We start from the raw sequence: 15,830 nt of genomic DNA, 5'->3' as shown, positions 1-15,830 counted from the left end.
CGGATCCGGGCGGCGCCAACTCGCCGCTCGGGTTAGGTTGTTGGTTATTCAATGACCCGCCCCCCCCAGGGAGAGCCACATGGCCGGTGACGCGCTCAGTCAGGACCCCGCCGAGCTGCGCAGGAGGATCGACACGACCAAGGCGCACCCGGCACGGGTCTACGACGTCTTCCTCGGCGGCAAGGACAACTACCCGGTGGACCGGGACGCGGCCGCCGCCGCGCTGGCGGCCAATCCGCGGGGCTACCTCGACGTCCGCCACAACCGGGACTTCATGCGCCGCGCGGTGACCTCGCTCGCCCGGGACGAGGGCGTCCGGCAGTTCCTGGACATCGGCACCGGGCTGCCGACCGGCGAGAACGTCCATCAGATCGCCCAGGGCATCGCCCCCGACTCCCGGGTCGTGTACGTCGACAACGACCCGGTGGTGCTCGCTCACGCACGCGCCCTGCTGACGAGCGGGCCCGAGGGCATCACCGACTACATCGACGCCGACCTGAAGTCACCGGCGCAGATCCTGGAAACCGCCGCGAAGACCCTCGACTTCGACCGGCCGATCGCGCTGTGCCTGGTGGCGATCCTGCACTTCGTGGCGGACGACGAGGCGTACCCGGTCGTGCGCGAGCTGATGGACGCGCTGCCCGCCGGGAGCCGGCTGGTCCTCAGCCATCTGACCGAGGACCTCAATCCGGCGAGCATCCGTGCCGTCAAGGAGACGTACACCAAGCGCGGGTTCACCTTCGTGCTGCGGTCCAGGGACGAGGTCGCCCGCTTCTTCGAGCAGAGCGGTCTCACGGTGGACGAGCCCGGGGTGGTGCCGGCGCACCACTGGCGGTTCGAGGACGGCGCGCCGCTGCCGGCGGCGGTGGAACCGCACGTGCTGGCCGCGATGGACGACATCGAGAAGGTCCGGCACCGGGACATCAACGACGTGACCGACGCGGACATCAACGTGTACGTGGCGACGGGACGCAAGCAGTAGCGACGGCTGGTGGCCCCACCCGGGGCACCTCGCCCCCCCGGGCGTCCTCGCCCCGGGGGTACCTCGCCCCCGGGGGTCCTCACCCCCCGGTGCCGAACCACGTCTGCGCCAGTGACTCGAAGTCCTGGCGCGGCGGAGCGGGCAGGCTGCGCAGGTACCAGTCCAGGTCGCTGTAGACGTGCAGGAGGGTGTAGGCCATCAACTCGCGCGGGTCGAAAGGCGCTTGGCCGTACGCCTCGTAGAAGAGCTTCAGCAGGGCGGGGTCGGCGCGGGTCAGGAGCAGGCCGACGCCGACGAAGTCGTAGGCGGGGTCGCCGACCATGGCCGGCTCGAAGTCGAAGAGGCCGGTGAGGCGCCAGCCGTCGTGCGGGTCGACGGTGAGGTGCTCGCGCATGTACTCGGTGTGCAGCAGGACCGGGCGGCGCGTGGTGGTCAGGGGCACGGAGCGCAGGAAGTCCGGGATCTGTTCCAGCCAGGGGCCGGACAGGCCGCCGATCTCCTGCTGTTCGACCGCCGTCGCGCGCTGGGCGGCGAGGAACCTGCCCCAGTCCGTCGGCCCGGTGAGCGGGACGACCGGGGTGGCGTCCAGGGCGTGCAGGGCGGCGAGACCCTCGGCGGCCTCGACGATGACACGTTCCTGGTCGGGCCGGGGGATCCGGGGCCACGCCTCGCTGAGATCCTCACCCGGCAGCCGGGACATCAGCACATAGCGCCAGCCGTTCTTGTACTGGTCGGCCGCGTGCAACCGGGGTGTGGGGATGGGGAGTTTGCCCCACAGTATCGACAGCAGGCGGGCCTCGCGGACGGCTTCCGTCGCTTCGAAACCCGGATAGAGCTTGAGGACGAGGGCATCGCCGACGGCGTACACCGGCAGCGAGCCCTCGGGGAAACGTACGATTCGCGCGCCTGCGAGACCGAGCTGCGCACAGAGATCCTGGGCAGCAGGTCGCAGCAGCGCCTCGTCACCGACGACTTCTCGCAACTCGTCGTTCGTGTCCACGCTGGGCAGCATGGGCGCAGCCTAGGGGGTGCGGGGCGCGGTCCGCATCGCGGAAACGGTGGGTGTAGTGGGCACACACCTGTCTAGGGTGCGGGCAGGGGCGGGACCGGGCCGTCCGCGAGGGGTGAAGGAGCCGTGGAATGGGTGCCGTGGAAACCGAGCGGGCCGCGCGTGACGTGGGGTTTGTCGCCCGGACGGAGGGCGGGGACGCTCCGGTGGGTCCGGCCGGGGGCGGGGGCGCGGCGGCCGTGCCCGGCCTCGCCGAACGGGTCGCGACGGTCGGAGGTTCCCCCGTTCGGGACATCCTCGCCGTCACCTCGCGTCCCGAAGTCGTCAACTTCGCGGGCGGGTTGCCCGCCCCGGAGCTGTTCGACGCCGAGGGGATAGCGGCCGCCTACCGCGACGTGCTCGCCGAGTCCGCGGGTCGCGCCCTGCAGTACGCGACGACCGAGGGCGAACCGGTGCTCAGGGCGGCGCTCGCGGCGCGGTACGGGGCGCGCGGACTGCCGACCGGCGCGGACGAGGTCCTCGTCACCACCGGCTCGCAGCAGGCGCTGTCGCTGCTCGCCACCGCGCTGCTGGAGCCGGGCGACGTCGTCCTGGTCGAGGACCCCTGCTATCTGGCGGCGCTCCAGGCGTTCCGCTTCGCGGGGGCACGGGTGGTGGCCGTGCCCGGCGACGGGTACGGCGTGGACCCGGCGGCGCTGGACGACCTGGTGGCGCGGCTGCGCCCCAAGCTGTTCTACACCGTGCCCACCTTCCAGAACCCGACCGGACGCACCCTCCCCGCCGAGCGACGGGCGGCCGTCGCCTCCGTCGCCGCGCGGCGGGGGCTGTGGATCGTCGAGGACGACCCGTACGGCGAACTCCGCTTCGAGGGCGACCGGATGCCGTGGATCGCCTCCTGCCCGGGGGCCGAGGACCGCACCGCGCTGCTGGGCTCCTTCTCCAAGGTGATGGCCCCCGGAATGCGGCTCGGCTGGCTGCGCGCACCCGCGGGGCTGCGCCGGGCGTGCGCGGTCGCCAAGCAGGCGGCCGACCTGCACACCCCGACCGTCAACCAGCTCGCCGCCGCCCGCTATCTCGCCGACCGCGACCTGGACGCCCATGTCGCCCGCGTCGCCGGGGCCTACCGGGAGCGCCGCGACGCCATGCTCGACGGCCTCGCCGACGCGCTCCCGGAGGGCTCCGCCTGGAACCGACCCGAGGGCGGCATGTTCCTCTGGGCCCGCCTGCCCTCCTCCTACGACACCACCGCCCTGCTGCCACGCGTCGTCGAGCAGGACGTGGCGTACGTGCCCGGCGCGCCCTTCTACGCCGGTGAACCGGACCGGTCGACCCTGCGGCTCTGCTTCGTGACGCAGACGCCGGAGGAGATCCGGGAGGGGCTGCGCCGGCTGGGGGCGGGGTTGCGGGGGGTCGAGGTGTGAGGGTGAGGACGGCAAGGGCCCCGTTGGTCTCAGTGGTGGCTCAGTCCCACCAGAAGGACCAGAGGGGAGCGTTGAGGAGGGTACGGGCGTAGGCGGGGCGGGTGGCGTTGTCCGTGTCCTGGGAGATGTTGTCGGGGCAGAAGGCGAAGTGCTCGTCGGCCACGGCCTCGGCCTCGGCCTCGGTGGTGGGCGGGGCCGCGACCGAGAGGACGAGCTCGGCGTGGGCGAGGGCGACGACGCGTATGCCGAAGCGGTCCTCCCAGGAGCGCAGGACCGCGCAGAGCCTCGCCACGTCGTTCTCGTGGTTCAACGGGCCGGTCCAGCCGATCGCCGCCGGGATGTCCGCGCTGCGGCGGGCGGGGACCAGGGCGATACGGAAGTCCCTCAGCCGGGAGGGACCTTTCACCAAAGCGTCGGCGGTGTCGGCGGCGTGGGTGTCGGGATCGGGGGCCGGGTGCTGAGCCTGGACGAGGGCTTCGGCGAGGCCCGGCCAGTCGGGGTCCTCGGCAAGGGCGTGATCGTCCCAGAACTCGGCCAGGACCTCGTCGGCGTCGTGATCACCGGGGTAGGACATCTCGCCCGGCCTCAACCCCCACCTCTCCGGCCCGCCCCGGCCGTCCCCGACGTCCAGCAGCACCGGGAGGAGACCGGCCGTACGGCGGGCGGGCTGGACGGCTGTCCAGGAGCCCTTCGTCGCCGGCTCGTCCGCGCACCACAGCAGCGGTTCGTGCCACGGACCGTCGTCCGTGGCGTCGATCAGCCGCCCCTGCGGAAGCGGGAGTTCAAGCCCGAGCACACGCCCGCTCGGGTCGGCCGCCAGCTGGGGCAGCGGATTGGGAAGGGTCGCCATGCGAGCGACTGTAGGGGCAGGCACCGACAGCGGCCCGGCCGGTCGTGCCTGAGCACGACCGGCCGGGCCGCGATGGTCCGTTCGCCGTGGGGCGGTCAGAGCTTGTCGGGGGTCCTGATGCCCAGCAGGGCCATGCCCCGGTGCAGGGTGCGGGCCGTCAGGTCGACCAGGAACAGCCGGTTCTCGACCTGCGCCGGCGACTCGGCCTTCAGGACCGGGCACTGGTCGTAGAACGAGGTCAGCAGCGTCGCCAGCCTGAACAGGTACGCGGCCAGCTTGTGCGGCTCGTACGACTCCGCCACCTCGGCCACCGCCTCGCCGAACTGGTCCAGGTGCAGCCCCAGCGCGCGCTCCGCCGGGGCCAGTTCCAGCTCCGGGTGGGCGGCCGGGCCGGCCTCGCCCGCCTTGCGGAGGATCGACTGGATACGGGCGTACGCGTACTGGAGGTAGACGGAGGTGTCGCCGTTCAGCGAGACCATCTGGTCCAGGTCGAACTTGTAGTCCCGTACGGCGGAGGTCGACAGGTCGGCGTACTTCACCGCGCCGATGCCGACGTACCGGCCGTTCTCGACGATCTCGTCCTCGGTCAGGCCCACCTTCTCGGCCTTCTCCCGGACCACCGCCGTCGCGCGGTCGATCGCCTCGTCGAGCAGGTCGACCAGACGGATCGTCTCGCCCTCACGGGTCTTGAACGGCTTGCCGTCCTTGCCGAGGACCGTGCCGAAGGCGAGCTGGAACGCCTTGACGTCGTCGTCGTTCAGCCAGCCCGCCCTGCGCGCGGTCTCGAAGACCATCTTGAAGTGCAGGGACTGGCGGGCGTCCACCACGTACAGGAGGGAGTTCGCCTTGAGGTGGAAGACACGGTCCCTGATCGCGGAGAGGTCGGTCGCCGCGTAGCCGTAGCCGCCGTCGGACTTCTTGACGATCAGGGGGACCGGGTTGCCGTCCGGGCCCTTGACGTCGTCGAAGAAGACGCAGAGGGCGCCCTCGGAGCGGACCGCGACGCCCGACTCCTCCAGAAGGCGGCAGGTCTCGTCCAGCATGTCGTTGTAACCCGACTCGCCGACGATGTCCGCGTCCCGGACCTCCATGTCCAGCTTCTCGAAGACGGAGAAGAAGTAGATCTTCGACTCGTCGACGAACTTCTGCCAGGTGGCGAGGGTGTGCGGGTCGCCCGCCTGGAGGTCGACGACCCTGCGGCGGGCCCGCGTCTTGAACTCCTCGTCGGAGTCGAACAGCTTGCGGGCGGCCTTGTAGAGGCGGTCGAGGTTCGACATCGCCTCCTCGCCGCTCACCCGGGCGTCCTTGTGGTCCAGCTCGTGCGGGTGCTCGTCCAGGTACTGGATGAGCATGCCGAACTGGGTGCCCCAGTCGCCGATGTGGTGCCTGCGGACCACGTTCTCGCCGGTGAACTCCAGGATCTGGACGACCGCGTCACCGATCACGGCGGAGCGGAGGTGGCCTACGTGCATCTCCTTCGCCACGTTCGGCTGGGCGTAGTCGATGACCGTCGTCCCCGGGCGTTCCGCCGTGGGGACGCCGAGACGGCCGGTGTCGTCCGCGTACCGCGCGGCGAGGTTCTGCGTGATCGCGCGGTCGGTGAGGGTGATGTTCAGGAAGCCGGGGCCCGAGACCTCGATCTCGCCGATCAGCTCACCGGACTCCACCCGGGCGACGACCTGGGTCGCCAGCTCCCTGGGGTTGGCCTTCGCCTTCTTGGCCAGCGCGAGGATCCCGTTCGCCTGGTAGTCCGCCCGGTCGCTGCGTCGCAGCAGCGGGTCCGCGTCCGCGGTCGGCAGGGTGGCCGAGAGGGCGGTTGCGAGGCGCTGGTGGACGGAGGCGGTGAGGGACGTGACCGAAGCCATCAGGGGGGCCGTTCTCCTTGGGGTACGGGTGGATGTCGTTCAGTATCCCACGCTGGGCAAAGGGGTTTTTCTGTGGCGGGGCGGGAGGTGGGGGGTCGGTTTGTGGGTGGGTGCGGGCCCGGTGGGGCTTCTCGCGCAGTTCCCCGCGTCCCTTGAAGGCCAGGCCCTGCGGGCCTGGAAAGCGCGGTTCGTGGGCGGGTGCGGGTGCGGGTGCGGATGCGGGTGCGTGGGGGCTGGCCGCGCAGTTCCCCGCGCCCCTGAAAGCATCAGGCCCCTGCGGGCCTGAAAAGCCCGGGGCGCAGCCCCGGCTTTCAGGGGCGCGGGGAACTGCGCGAGAAGCTCCACCGGAGCCGCACCCGCCGACGAGACCCGCACCCCCGAGTAATTGGGCGCCCGGTTCGACCCACGGAGTGAGAGGCTGGGAGAATGGCGCGGCCGCCCGGGACCGTACCCGGCGGCCATGGAAACTCCAGGAAAAAGAGGACGTGCCGATCGTGGCTCAGAGCACCGAGACCACCGACTGGGTCTCCCGTTTCGCGGATGAGGTCATCGAGGAGTCGGAGCGTCGGGCCCCCGGCAAACCGGTCGTCGTCGCGTCCGGGCTCTCTCCCTCCGGCCCGATCCACCTCGGCAACCTCCGCGAGGTCATGACCCCGCACCTCGTCGCCGACGAGATCCGCCGCCGCGGCCACGCGGTCCGGCACCTGATCTCCTGGGACGACTACGACCGCTTCCGCAAGGTCCCGAACGGCATCGACGGCGTCGACGGCTCCTGGGCCGAGCACATCGGCAAGCCGCTCACCTCCGTGCCCGCCCCGCCCGGCTCCACCCACGCCAACTGGGCCGAGCACTTCAAGGCGGCCATGGTCGACGCGCTCGCCGAGATGGGCGTCGAGTTCGACGGCATCAGCCAGACCGAGCAGTACACCTCCGGCGTGTACCGCGAGCAGATCCTGCACGCCATGCGGCACCGCGGGGACATCGACGCGATCCTCGACCAGTACCGCACCAAGAAGGCGCCGGCGAAGAAGCAGCAGGCGCAGCAGAAGCCGGTGGACGAGGCCGAGCTGGAGGCCGCCGAGGGCTCCGGCGCCGCCGGTGAGGACGACGGCAGCTCCGGCGGCGCCGGGTACTTCCCGTACAAGCCCTTCTGCGGGAGCTGCGGCAAGGACCTCACCGCCGTCAGCGCCTACGACGACGACACCACCGAGCTGACCTACACCTGCACCGCCTGCGGCTTCTCCGAGACCGTCGCGCTGAACGAGTTCAACCGCGGCAAGCTGGTCTGGAAGGTCGACTGGCCGATGCGGTGGGCGTACGAGGGCGTCGTGTTCGAGCCGAGCGGGGTCGACCACTCCTCGCCAGGGTCCAGCTTCCAGGTCGGCGGCCAGATCGTCGGGATCTTCGGCGGCCGGCAGCCCATCGGGCCGATGTACGCCTTCGTGGGCATCAGCGGCATGGCCAAGATGTCGTCGTCCAAGGGCGGTGTGCCGACCCCCGCCGACGCGCTGAAGATCATGGAGCCGCAGCTCCTGCGCTGGCTCTACGCCCGGCGCCGGCCCAACCAGTCGTTCAAGATCGCCTTCGACCAGGAGATCCAGCGGCTCTACGACGAGTGGGACAAGCTCGACGCCAAGGTCGCGGACGGCTCCGCCCTGCCCGGCGACGTGGCCGCCCACGCGCGCGCGGTGGGAACCGCGGCCGGTGAGCTGCCCCGCACGCCCCGCCCGATGCCGTACCGGACGCTCGCGTCCGTCGCCGACATCACCGCGGGCGCCGAGGACCAGACCCTGCGCATCCTCAGCGAACTCGACCCCACCGACCCGCTGTCCGGCCTCGACGAGGTACGGCCGCGGCTGGACAGGGCCGAGGCGTGGATCAACACGCAGGTTCCCGCCGACCAGCGGACCGTCGTGCGCGCGGAGGCCGACGGCGAACTGCTGAAGTCGCTCGACGAGCCGTCCCGGCAGTCGCTGCGGCTGCTCCTCGACGGGCTCGCAGAGCACTGGTCCCTCGACGGGCTCACGCACCTCGTCTACGGCGTGCCCAAGGTGCAGGCCGGATTCCCGGCGGACGCCACGCCCAAGGAACTGCCCCCGGAGATCAAGACGGCCCAGCGGACGTTCTTCGCCCTGCTGTACCACCTGCTCGTGGGCCGCGACACGGGCCCGCGCCTGCCCACGCTGCTGCTGGCGGTGGGGCAGGAGCGGGTGCGGTCCCTGCTGGGGGAGTAGCGGGCACCACGGTGCTGTGAAGGGGGGTGCCCACCGGGCACCCCCCTTCGTGCTGGGGCGGCGCAGGGACGCCGGTGCGCGGGCAGCCGATCCGCGGAGAAACCGTCACGATCATCACGCATCACCCGTACGCTACGAATCGGCGGTCACGTCCGGGTCGTACCGCCATGCCCTTCCGCGGCAACTCCTCCGCACGGGTCGGTCACTCTCGGTCAGGATGCCTCGGGTGCCGTTCCGCAGACGCCATCGGGAAGCCATGCCTGCCACGTCAGATCCCCTGTGCCGGGTCGTCATCACCTACGCCCGTGTGGAACAGCACCACCGGAAGACCTTCCGCGGTCACGCGGCGGACCTGGAGCGCAACGGCGTCGAGTTCTTCGACGACCAGGACATCCCGCCGGGCGCCCCGTGGGAGACCACGCTGTTCGACAGGCTCGACCGGGCCGACATCATCGTGCTGCTCCTGTCCTCGCACTACGTGGCCTCCGACTACTGCATGGAAGTGGAGTTCCCGCGGGCGATGCGACGGTGGCAGGCCGGCGAGTGCCGGCTGTTCCCGGTGAACGTCGCCCCGTTCGACCTGACCCAGGGATCTCCTCTGCGGCAGCTCCAGTGGATTCCCAGTGGCAAGTCCGTCACGGAGTACGGGGCCGCCGCGGCCAGGGAGTGGAGGAAGGTCACCCAGGAGCTGCGGAGGATGACCGAGGGCCTGGGCGGCGCTCCGGCGGCCGGGACGCCGGCGGCCCCGCACCGGACCGGTGGCGGAGCGAGGACCCCGGGAGGCGGGCCGGCCACGCCCGGCAACAGCATCACGGGGAGCGTCGTGCACGGACCCGCCGTACAGATCGGTGAGTTCACCGGGAACCTGAGCATCGACTCGGCGCAGCAACCCCCGGCCGACGGGCCCCGCAGTTGAGCGCTTCCCCGTCCGGCGACAACATCGTCGTCGACAGCACGATCGGGACCCTGGTCCAGATCGGCGTGATCAACGGGCCGGCCGTTCTGCAGTTCGTCCAGCAGGCCCCGTCACCGGTCGATCCGCTGGAACGGGCCGCCCGGACCCTGGCCGAGAACGTGCTCCGCCAGTGGCGTGCGGAGGCGAACGCCTGGGACATCGCCAAGCCGGAGCCCATCCGGGTGCGGTGGAGGGGCAGTTGGCCCGACGCCGATCACGCGTACAACGTCGGGGGCGAGGTGGCGGGACGGGGCGACCGGGTCGGCACCATGGCCGAGGCGTTCCTGGCGCTCCGACAGCGGCGCCTGGTCGTGCTGGGCGAGGCCGGCGCGGGAAAGACCACGCTGGCGGTCCTGTTGACGCTGGACCTGCTGGCCCGGCGGTTCAAGGAAGGCGGCAGCGGTCCGGTGCCGGTGTTCCTCCCCCTGGAGACATGGAACGCCGAACGCGACCATCTGCACACCTGGCTGGCACGGCGCATCGCCGAGGACCACCCCGCCCTGCCGCGCATCGGCGGCCGGCACCCGGCGGAACGGCTGGTCTCCGACGGCCTGATCCTGCCCGTGCTCGACGGACTGGACGAACTGCCCGCGCACCGGCAGTCCTACGTCGTCGAGGCCCTCAACCGTGCGCTGGGGGAAGGCGATCCGCTGATCCTCACCTCACGCACCGCCGCCTACCGCGGCGTGGTGCGGGAGATGAACGGCATCTCCTCGGCCGCCGCCGTCGAGGCACTGCCGGTCGGCGGCCCGGACGCGATCGCCTACCTGGAGAGCGGCACACACCCGCGCCACCTGGAGCGATGGCAGCCGGTCTTCGAGGAACTGCGGGAGAGCCCGCCCGAGCCGGTCGCCCTCGCCCTGTCGAACCCGCTGATGCTCTGGCTGGCCCGCCGGGGGTACGCGGCCCCGTACACCGACCCCGCGGAGCTGATCGACCCGAGGCGGTTCCCCACTCCCGCCTCCATCGAGGAACACCTGCTGGAACACATCGTGCCCGCCGTCTTCGGCCCGCTGCCGCACGCCCCGGACCGGTTGCACGCCCCGGGCGCCCGGGATCCCGTCCGGGCCCGACGCCATCTGGCCTTCCTCGCCGGCCAGCTGACGAGCCGTGACAGCACCGAGTTCGCGTGGTGGCGGCTGCACCGCGTACCCGCGGTGCGCCTCGTCACCGTGCTCGCGGCACCCCTGCTGTGCGCGCTGAGCGCCTGGGGGATCAAGGTGCTGAACGGGTTCCTCGACCGCTCCGTTTCCGAGTCGTCCGCGCTACGGATCGGGGCGGAACTCCCCTTCTCGACGGCCCTGGTCCTGACCGGGCTGCTGCTGGCGTTCCGGAGACTGTGGTTCCGCCGCTACGACGACGGACGGCCGCGACGGCTCGCGAACCCCTTCCGGCTGGGGGCCGCCCTGCGCTCGGCCGGAAGGGCCACCACCCTGCGCAAGGCACTCACGGCCGCCGCGGTCCCGGTCCTGCCGACAGCGGCGCTGTGTGCCTGGGCGCTGACGACCCCCTACGCGGCCCCGCTCGTCACGATGGCCGTGTGCTCCACCCTCCTCGCGCCGCTGCTGCTCGTGGTGATCTCCGCGCCGTCGGACACCGCGGACACGAGCGGCCCCGACGAACTGCTGCGGGACGAGCGCCGGGCCCTGCTGCTCTCACTGGTCACGATCGCCCCGCTCATCGGCGCCGGGCAGGGCGCGATGGACTGGCTGCTGCCCGAGGTGTCGGGCGCCGGAGTGGTGTGGGCACTGCTCGGCTGGTCGGGCGCGGCCCTGGTGATCGTGCTGTTCAGCCCGTGGACCCGGTGGCTGCTGGCCAAGACGTGCCTGGCGGTGGTGGACCGGGTTCCGTGGTCGCTGATGACGTTTCTGCGGGAGGCGCACCGGGCCGGTCTGCTCCAGCGCGGCGGCGGGGTCTACCGGTTCCGCAACCTGCGGCTCCAGGAGCACTTCTCGGGACGGGGGCAGCCCGCTTCGGCGGGAGGTTTCCCGGCGCGGGGGGAGGCCGTGCCCGCCGGCGGTGACGTCTTCGCCGCGTTCCGGCGGGAGCCCGGCGGAGCCGTGCGGAGCACCCCCCGGCCCTCGCTCGCCGGCATCGAGGAGGAGCCGCTGGCGGGGCGGCCCAAGTGGGCGGTGCACGAGGACGAGCACGGGTTCCGGGCGTGGGGGCGCCACCGCGGTCTCACGGTGGCGCACTGGAACACGGTGGCCCTGGTCGCCCCTCTCCACTTCGTCCTCTTCGCCGCGTACGGGGACTGGCGCACCGGGTTCCGGTTCGTGCTCTTCTGGCTGGGGCTCGGGGTGGTGGTGATGTTCAGCAGCCTGCTGAGGAGACCACTGGTGCTCGATCTCCGGCTGACCCGGGAGGGCCTGGCGTACACCGTGGGCCGTCACGAGGCCGCTGTCGCCTGGCGCGACATCGCCCGCGTCGAGGTGTCCGAGCTGTCGCACCGGGGCTGGAAGGGCGGCACCTACGGAGTGGTGGTCACCGTGTACCCGGGCGCCGCGACCCATCACCGCAGGCTCCGCGTGGGCGAGCGGCGGTACGTCGTCCTGCCGCTGATGTCCCTGAGCCCTTCGGTGCCCACGGATCTCGGGGCGGCCCTGGCCCGCTTCGCGGGTCCCCGCTGGAGCCCGCCCGTGACGGGGCCGGGGGCGCGCCGCGCCTGACCGCCGGGGGATTTCCGGCCGTGCCACAGACAGCCCAGAACCTGACGGAGCACTACTAGGCGATGTGCTCGTCCGTCAGTTCCGCGTTGAGGCGGTTGGAGAATCGGTTCACCATGCGCTTGGCCTCGGCCTCGTCGAGCGTGACGCCGTACGTCGCCTCGATGTCGGCCATGAGCCCGCGCGGGGTGGGCGCCCCGTTGCCGCCCTTGGTGTTCTCGCGGAAGACCTGGTAGTAGTCCTCCTCCGTGGGCTCCGGGGAGCCGCCGCCGTCACCCAGCTCGCGGGTGCGGCCGGGGCCTGCCGGGATGGGAAAGCTGCCGGTCTCCTCCGGGGAGGGTTCCCGCTCCTGGAGTTCCCGCTCGTCGAACTCGGGGGTCTCGAAGCGCTGCTGCCGGTAGCGGGGGTCCCTCGGGTCCGGCTCGAACCGCTGGTACTGCGAGAACTCCCGGTCCTGCGAGTACGCCTGGTCCCGCGGGTGCTCCGGGTCCTGCCGGTACGGGTCCGGGCCCTGCTCCTCGTACCACTCCTCGTAGTGTTCCTCGGGGTCGTACGAGGGGTCGTAGCCACCCTGGTAGGGGACCTCCTGGGGATGGCGGGCGTGCAGCCAGGGGCTCTCGTCGACCGGCGGGTCCTGCTCGGCGTACGCCCCCTCCCGCTGCCCGGCCCGGTCGGGGTGCCCGGCGGGGGCGCTCTCCAGCTGGGGGCGCTGCTCGGCCGCGGGGGCCGCCGTGCCCGTACGGGCCGCGCCGGGGCGGACGTCCGCGGCCGGGGCGATCTCCGCCGGCGGCAGCACCGCGGGCTCTATGCCCGCCGCCGCCAGGCCCGCCGGGGCCGTTTCCGCCAGGGGGACGCCGTAGCGCGCGAGGCGCAACGGCATCAGGGACTCCACCGGGGCCTTGCGGCGCCAGGCCCGGCCGAAGCGGGAGCGCAGGCGGGCCTGGTAGACGAGACGTTCCTGCTCCAGCTTGATGACCTGCTCGTAGGAGCGCAGCTCCCAGAGCTTCATACGGCGCCAGAGGAGGAAGGTCGGCACGGGCGAGAGCAGCCACCGGGTGAGGCGGACGCCTTCCATGTGCTTGTCGGCGGTGATGTCGGCGATCCGGCCGACCGCGTGCCGGGCCGCCTCGACCGAGACGACGAACAGGATCGGGATCACCGAGTGCATGCCCACGCCCAGCGGGTCCGGCCAGGCCGCCGCGCCGTTGAACGCGATCGTCGCCGCGGTGAGCAGCCATGCCGTCTGGCGCAGCAGGGGGAAGGGGATGCGGATCCAGGTCAGCAGGAGGTCCAGGGCCAGCAGGACGCAGATGCCGGCGTCGATGCCGATCGGGAAGACGTAACTGAAGTTGCCGAAGCCCTTCTGGAGGGCCAGCTCACGCACCGCCGCGTAGGAACCCGCGAAGCCGATTCCGGCGATGATGACGGCGCCGAACACGACCACGCCGATGAGAACGCGGTGCATTCGAGTCAGCTGCATTGGCGCGGCCACCCGTACTCCCCTCCCCTTGCGTGTTGTTGCGCGCAACAGAGTGGCACATGTGTACGTCGGACAGATGGGCGGAGACTGCCGAGCCCGGCCCCCACGGGGACCGGGCTCCGGCGAAAGCGCAGGTGGAGGGGGGCTACGACCGGGTCTTCCGGCTGCCGGACGTGGACGAACCCGAGTCCGAATCGGAATCCGAGCCACCGCGTGCGTCGGAGCTCAGGTCCGAGCCGGAACCACCGGACGACGACGACTTCGTCTCCTTCTCCGACGGCTTCGTCGCCTTGTCCGAGGGCTCCTCGGAAGCGCCCTTCGACGGCTTCCCGGAAGCGCTCTTCGACGGGGACGCGGAGGCGTCCGTCCCGTCGTTCGCCTTCTCGATCGCCTTCACCGCCTCCTCGGCGGCGGACTTCGCCGACTTCAGCAGCCCGGCCGCGTCCGGCGTCTTGTCACCGGCCAGACCGGCGCCGTTGTAGTCGAGCGTGACGACCACGTTCGCCGTGCGCACCACGATCGTCTGCTGCTTGAAGGTGTCGCCGTCCTTCTTCAGGTCGTACTTGACCACCGTCGCCTGGTCGCCCGTGCCCGTCAGCGGCTCCGTCTTGACGCTCTTCGCGCCGTCCACGGCCTTCGCCGCGGTCACCTTCGACTCGTACGCCTTGGCCGCGCGGTCCTCACCGGGCCCGTTCGCCTCGTCCGAGGCCAGCAGGTGCAGCGACACGCTCAGCCAGCGGTACTGGGAGCCGTCCACCCCGTTGTTGTCGAGGCTGATCCAGCGGCAGTCGCCGGTCACGTTCTCCTCGGCCTTGTTGATGGCCTTGCCCGACTTCACGCCCTTCGGGACCACCGACGTCAGCGTCTTGTCGGAGAACACCTCGCAGGCGTCCGGCAGCGAGGCGTACTTCGCCGCGACCACCTCGGGGGTGGCACTCTGCGGCGCCGACCGGTCCGCCGCCGCCGGCGTGCGGTCACCGGAGGCGCTGTCCGAGCCGGAGTCCGACGAACAGCCGGCCGCCAGCAGCATCGCCGGCACGACCGCCGCGCCGACGAGAACCCGGGCCCGGCCCGGACGCCCGAAGTGCCCGACGCCCGTCATCCGCGGCGAACGCGCGACGCGCGACGACTGATGCTGATCTGACTCTGCGGCTCGTTGCATGGTTCCTTCACAATCGGATCGGGTCTCCGAGAGGCCACCGTACGCGGTGAAGAAGAAGTGCGGTTCTGATTCAGGTGGTTCACGCGGGCGCCCGAAACGCCCCCGAGCATCCCTCAGTCGTCGAACGCGGCGGCCAGCAGGTCCGCCAGATTCCGGGCCCTGTCCTGCATTTCCTCACTGTCCGGCACCACCGTCGTGGTCGCCGGCTGCTCCTCGTACTCGACGGTCACGATCACGTTCGACGTGCGGAAGACCACAGTCACCGTCCGCTGCTTGCTCGTCCCGAGCCGGTCGTCGAGGAACGCCTCGTCGCCCAGGCCGTCGAGTGTGCGGGGCTGGAGGGAGGCGGGCGTGCCGGACGGGGAAGGGGAGGAGGAGCCCGCGGAACCCGAGGAGCCGGCGGTGGACGTGGAGGAGCCGGACGGGGAGGCCGTGCGCGACCCGGAGACGGTGGGACGCGCCGACGCCTCGGCGGTGCCCGCGCCCGTCTCCGCCGGCTCGTCGGTCCCGTCGTCGCTCGCCCCGGTCTCCTCCGCGCTGTCGGTCGGCGCAGGCTCCGGGAGGTCGGCCGCCTCGACCCTGCCGCCGTACACCTCCTGCGCCTTGCCGTCGTCGCTGACGGCGTTGCCCCAGGACACGACGCGTTCGAAGCGGACGAGCAGATAGTCGGTCGCGTCCGGGGACCCGACCTTCCAGCGGCAGCCGGCGTTGCGGTCCGTGTCGTACGTCTGCGTGGCCTCGCCCTCGTACGCCTGCTTGCGCTGGGCGGCGCCGGGGAGTTGCCCGATGCCGGGGAGGAGGAGGTCGAGGGTGCTCTCGTCGACCGAGCCGCAGGGTTCGGGCAGCGTGTCGTAGCGGCCGGGCTGGGCGACGGTGGCGCTCGCGGTGGGGTCGCCCGGGCGGGGGTCGTCCTCGGAACCGTCGTCGCCGGAACCCGTGCACGCGGTCAGCAGTGCCGCGAGGAGCACGGCGACGCCGGGTACGTACGCCTTGCGCTGCACGGTGGGGCTCCTCTCGACGGGGTCCCTCGGGACGCCTGCGCTGTCCTGCCTGTGGTTATTGACTTGCCGCCCAGGGGTGACCCCCGGGCACCATGTGTATCGCACGCACTGCCGTGGACGCCGGTCCGGCATCCCTTTTCGCCGCCCTTGGCGCCGGTTTTGCGTTCTGAGACTTTCATCTGTTCTTCGGGGGAATGAGGGCGTT

At 71.8% G+C, this 15,830-nt stretch carries 11 protein-coding genes; 5 read left to right on the top strand and 6 right to left on the bottom strand.

Annotation, left to right across the window (positions count from 1 at the left end; translation table 11 throughout):
* The first annotated feature begins 79 nt into the window (after positions 1-79).
* Positions 80-982 (top strand): SAM-dependent methyltransferase, encoded by a 903-nt coding sequence (locus tag SCAB_RS18520; RefSeq protein WP_013001604.1) that lies wholly within the window; start codon positions 80-82, stop codon positions 980-982.
* Positions 983-1,061: 79 nt separating this feature from the next.
* On the opposite strand, the gene SCAB_RS18515 is transcribed toward SCAB_RS18520, so the two are convergent.
* Positions 1,062-1,994, bottom strand: coding sequence for a phosphotransferase family protein (locus tag SCAB_RS18515; protein WP_013001603.1), 933 nt, complete (start codon positions 1,992-1,994; stop codon positions 1,062-1,064).
* A gap of 128 nt (positions 1,995-2,122) precedes the next feature.
* Here SCAB_RS18515 and SCAB_RS18510 point away from each other — a divergent pair, with 128 nt between their 5' ends.
* Positions 2,123-3,412 carry an aminotransferase-like domain-containing protein gene (locus tag SCAB_RS18510; RefSeq protein ID WP_041669362.1) on the top strand — a complete coding sequence of 430 codons (1,290 nt, stop codon included), beginning with the start codon at positions 2,123-2,125 and terminating at the stop codon, positions 3,410-3,412.
* A 40-nt stretch (positions 3,413-3,452) separates the two neighbouring features.
* On the opposite strand, the gene SCAB_RS18505 is transcribed toward SCAB_RS18510, so the two are convergent.
* Positions 3,453-4,262 carry a DUF4253 domain-containing protein gene (locus SCAB_RS18505; protein WP_013001601.1) on the bottom strand — a complete coding sequence of 270 codons (810 nt, stop codon included), beginning with the start codon at positions 4,260-4,262 and terminating at the stop codon, positions 3,453-3,455.
* Positions 4,263-4,357: 95 nt separating this feature from the next.
* The gene (gene argS / locus SCAB_RS18500; protein WP_013001600.1) at positions 4,358-6,127 is read right to left on the bottom strand and encodes an arginine--tRNA ligase; all 1,770 of its coding nucleotides are present in this window, start codon (positions 6,125-6,127) and stop codon (positions 4,358-4,360) included.
* A gap of 485 nt (positions 6,128-6,612) precedes the next feature.
* Between argS and lysS the strand changes: the two genes are divergently transcribed.
* From lysS to SCAB_RS18485, 3 genes are all read left to right on the top strand, one after another.
* A complete protein-coding gene (gene lysS / locus SCAB_RS18495) occupies positions 6,613-8,361 on the top strand; it encodes a lysine--tRNA ligase (RefSeq protein ID WP_013001599.1) in 1,749 nt (582 codons plus the stop codon).
* Between the two features lie 256 nt (positions 8,362-8,617).
* On the top strand, positions 8,618-9,277 hold the full coding sequence (locus SCAB_RS18490) for a toll/interleukin-1 receptor domain-containing protein (RefSeq protein ID WP_037723005.1): 660 nt from the start codon (positions 8,618-8,620) through the stop codon (positions 9,275-9,277).
* On the top strand, positions 9,274-11,985 hold the full coding sequence (locus SCAB_RS18485) for an NACHT domain-containing protein (protein WP_013001597.1): 2,712 nt from the start codon (positions 9,274-9,276) through the stop codon (positions 11,983-11,985). The genes SCAB_RS18490 and SCAB_RS18485 overlap by 4 nt, the downstream gene beginning before the upstream one ends.
* Positions 11,986-12,040: 55 nt before the next feature.
* Here the strand turns inward: SCAB_RS18485 and SCAB_RS18480 are convergent, their stop codons facing one another.
* The 3 genes from SCAB_RS18480 to SCAB_RS18470 form a co-directional block, all read right to left on the bottom strand.
* Entirely contained in the window at positions 12,041-13,462 is a 1,422-nt protein-coding gene (locus SCAB_RS18480; protein WP_231885063.1) for a DUF2637 domain-containing protein, read from the bottom strand.
* 145 nt (positions 13,463-13,607) lie between these two features.
* A complete protein-coding gene (locus tag SCAB_RS18475; protein WP_013001595.1) occupies positions 13,608-14,624 on the bottom strand; it encodes a hypothetical protein in 1,017 nt (338 codons plus the stop codon).
* A gap of 113 nt (positions 14,625-14,737) precedes the next feature.
* Positions 14,738-15,625, bottom strand: a complete 888-nt coding sequence (locus tag SCAB_RS18470) for a hypothetical protein (protein ID WP_037723011.1) — start codon at positions 15,623-15,625, stop codon at positions 14,738-14,740.
* Between the last annotated feature and the right edge of the window lie 205 nt (positions 15,626-15,830).

The sequence above is a fragment of the Streptomyces scabiei 87.22 genome, assembly GCF_000091305.1.
Lineage (GTDB): Bacteria > Actinomycetota > Actinomycetes > Streptomycetales > Streptomycetaceae > Streptomyces > Streptomyces scabiei.
This window is presented reverse-complemented; position numbering and strand designations above follow the sequence as displayed.

What these genes read in the sequence shown, in the direction of transcription:
- SCAB_RS18520 (WP_013001604.1), top strand. Translation starts at nt 80, where the DNA reads ATGGCCGGTGACGCGCTCAGTCAGGACCCCGCCGAGCTGCGCAGGAGG.
- SCAB_RS18515 (WP_013001603.1), bottom strand. Translation starts at nt 1,994, where the DNA reads ATGCTGCCCAGCGTGGACACGAACGACGAGTTGCGAGAAGTCGTCGGT.
- SCAB_RS18510 (WP_041669362.1), top strand. Translation starts at nt 2,123, where the DNA reads ATGGGTGCCGTGGAAACCGAGCGGGCCGCGCGTGACGTGGGGTTTGTC.
- SCAB_RS18505 (WP_013001601.1), bottom strand. Translation starts at nt 4,262, where the DNA reads ATGGCGACCCTTCCCAATCCGCTGCCCCAGCTGGCGGCCGACCCGAGC.
- argS (WP_013001600.1), bottom strand. Translation starts at nt 6,127, where the DNA reads ATGGCTTCGGTCACGTCCCTCACCGCCTCCGTCCACCAGCGCCTCGCA.
- SCAB_RS18490 (WP_037723005.1), top strand. Translation starts at nt 8,618, where the DNA reads ATGCCTGCCACGTCAGATCCCCTGTGCCGGGTCGTCATCACCTACGCC.
- SCAB_RS18480 (WP_231885063.1), bottom strand. Translation starts at nt 13,462, where the DNA reads ATGCAGCTGACTCGAATGCACCGCGTTCTCATCGGCGTGGTCGTGTTC.
- SCAB_RS18475 (WP_013001595.1), bottom strand. Translation starts at nt 14,624, where the DNA reads ATGCAACGAGCCGCAGAGTCAGATCAGCATCAGTCGTCGCGCGTCGCG.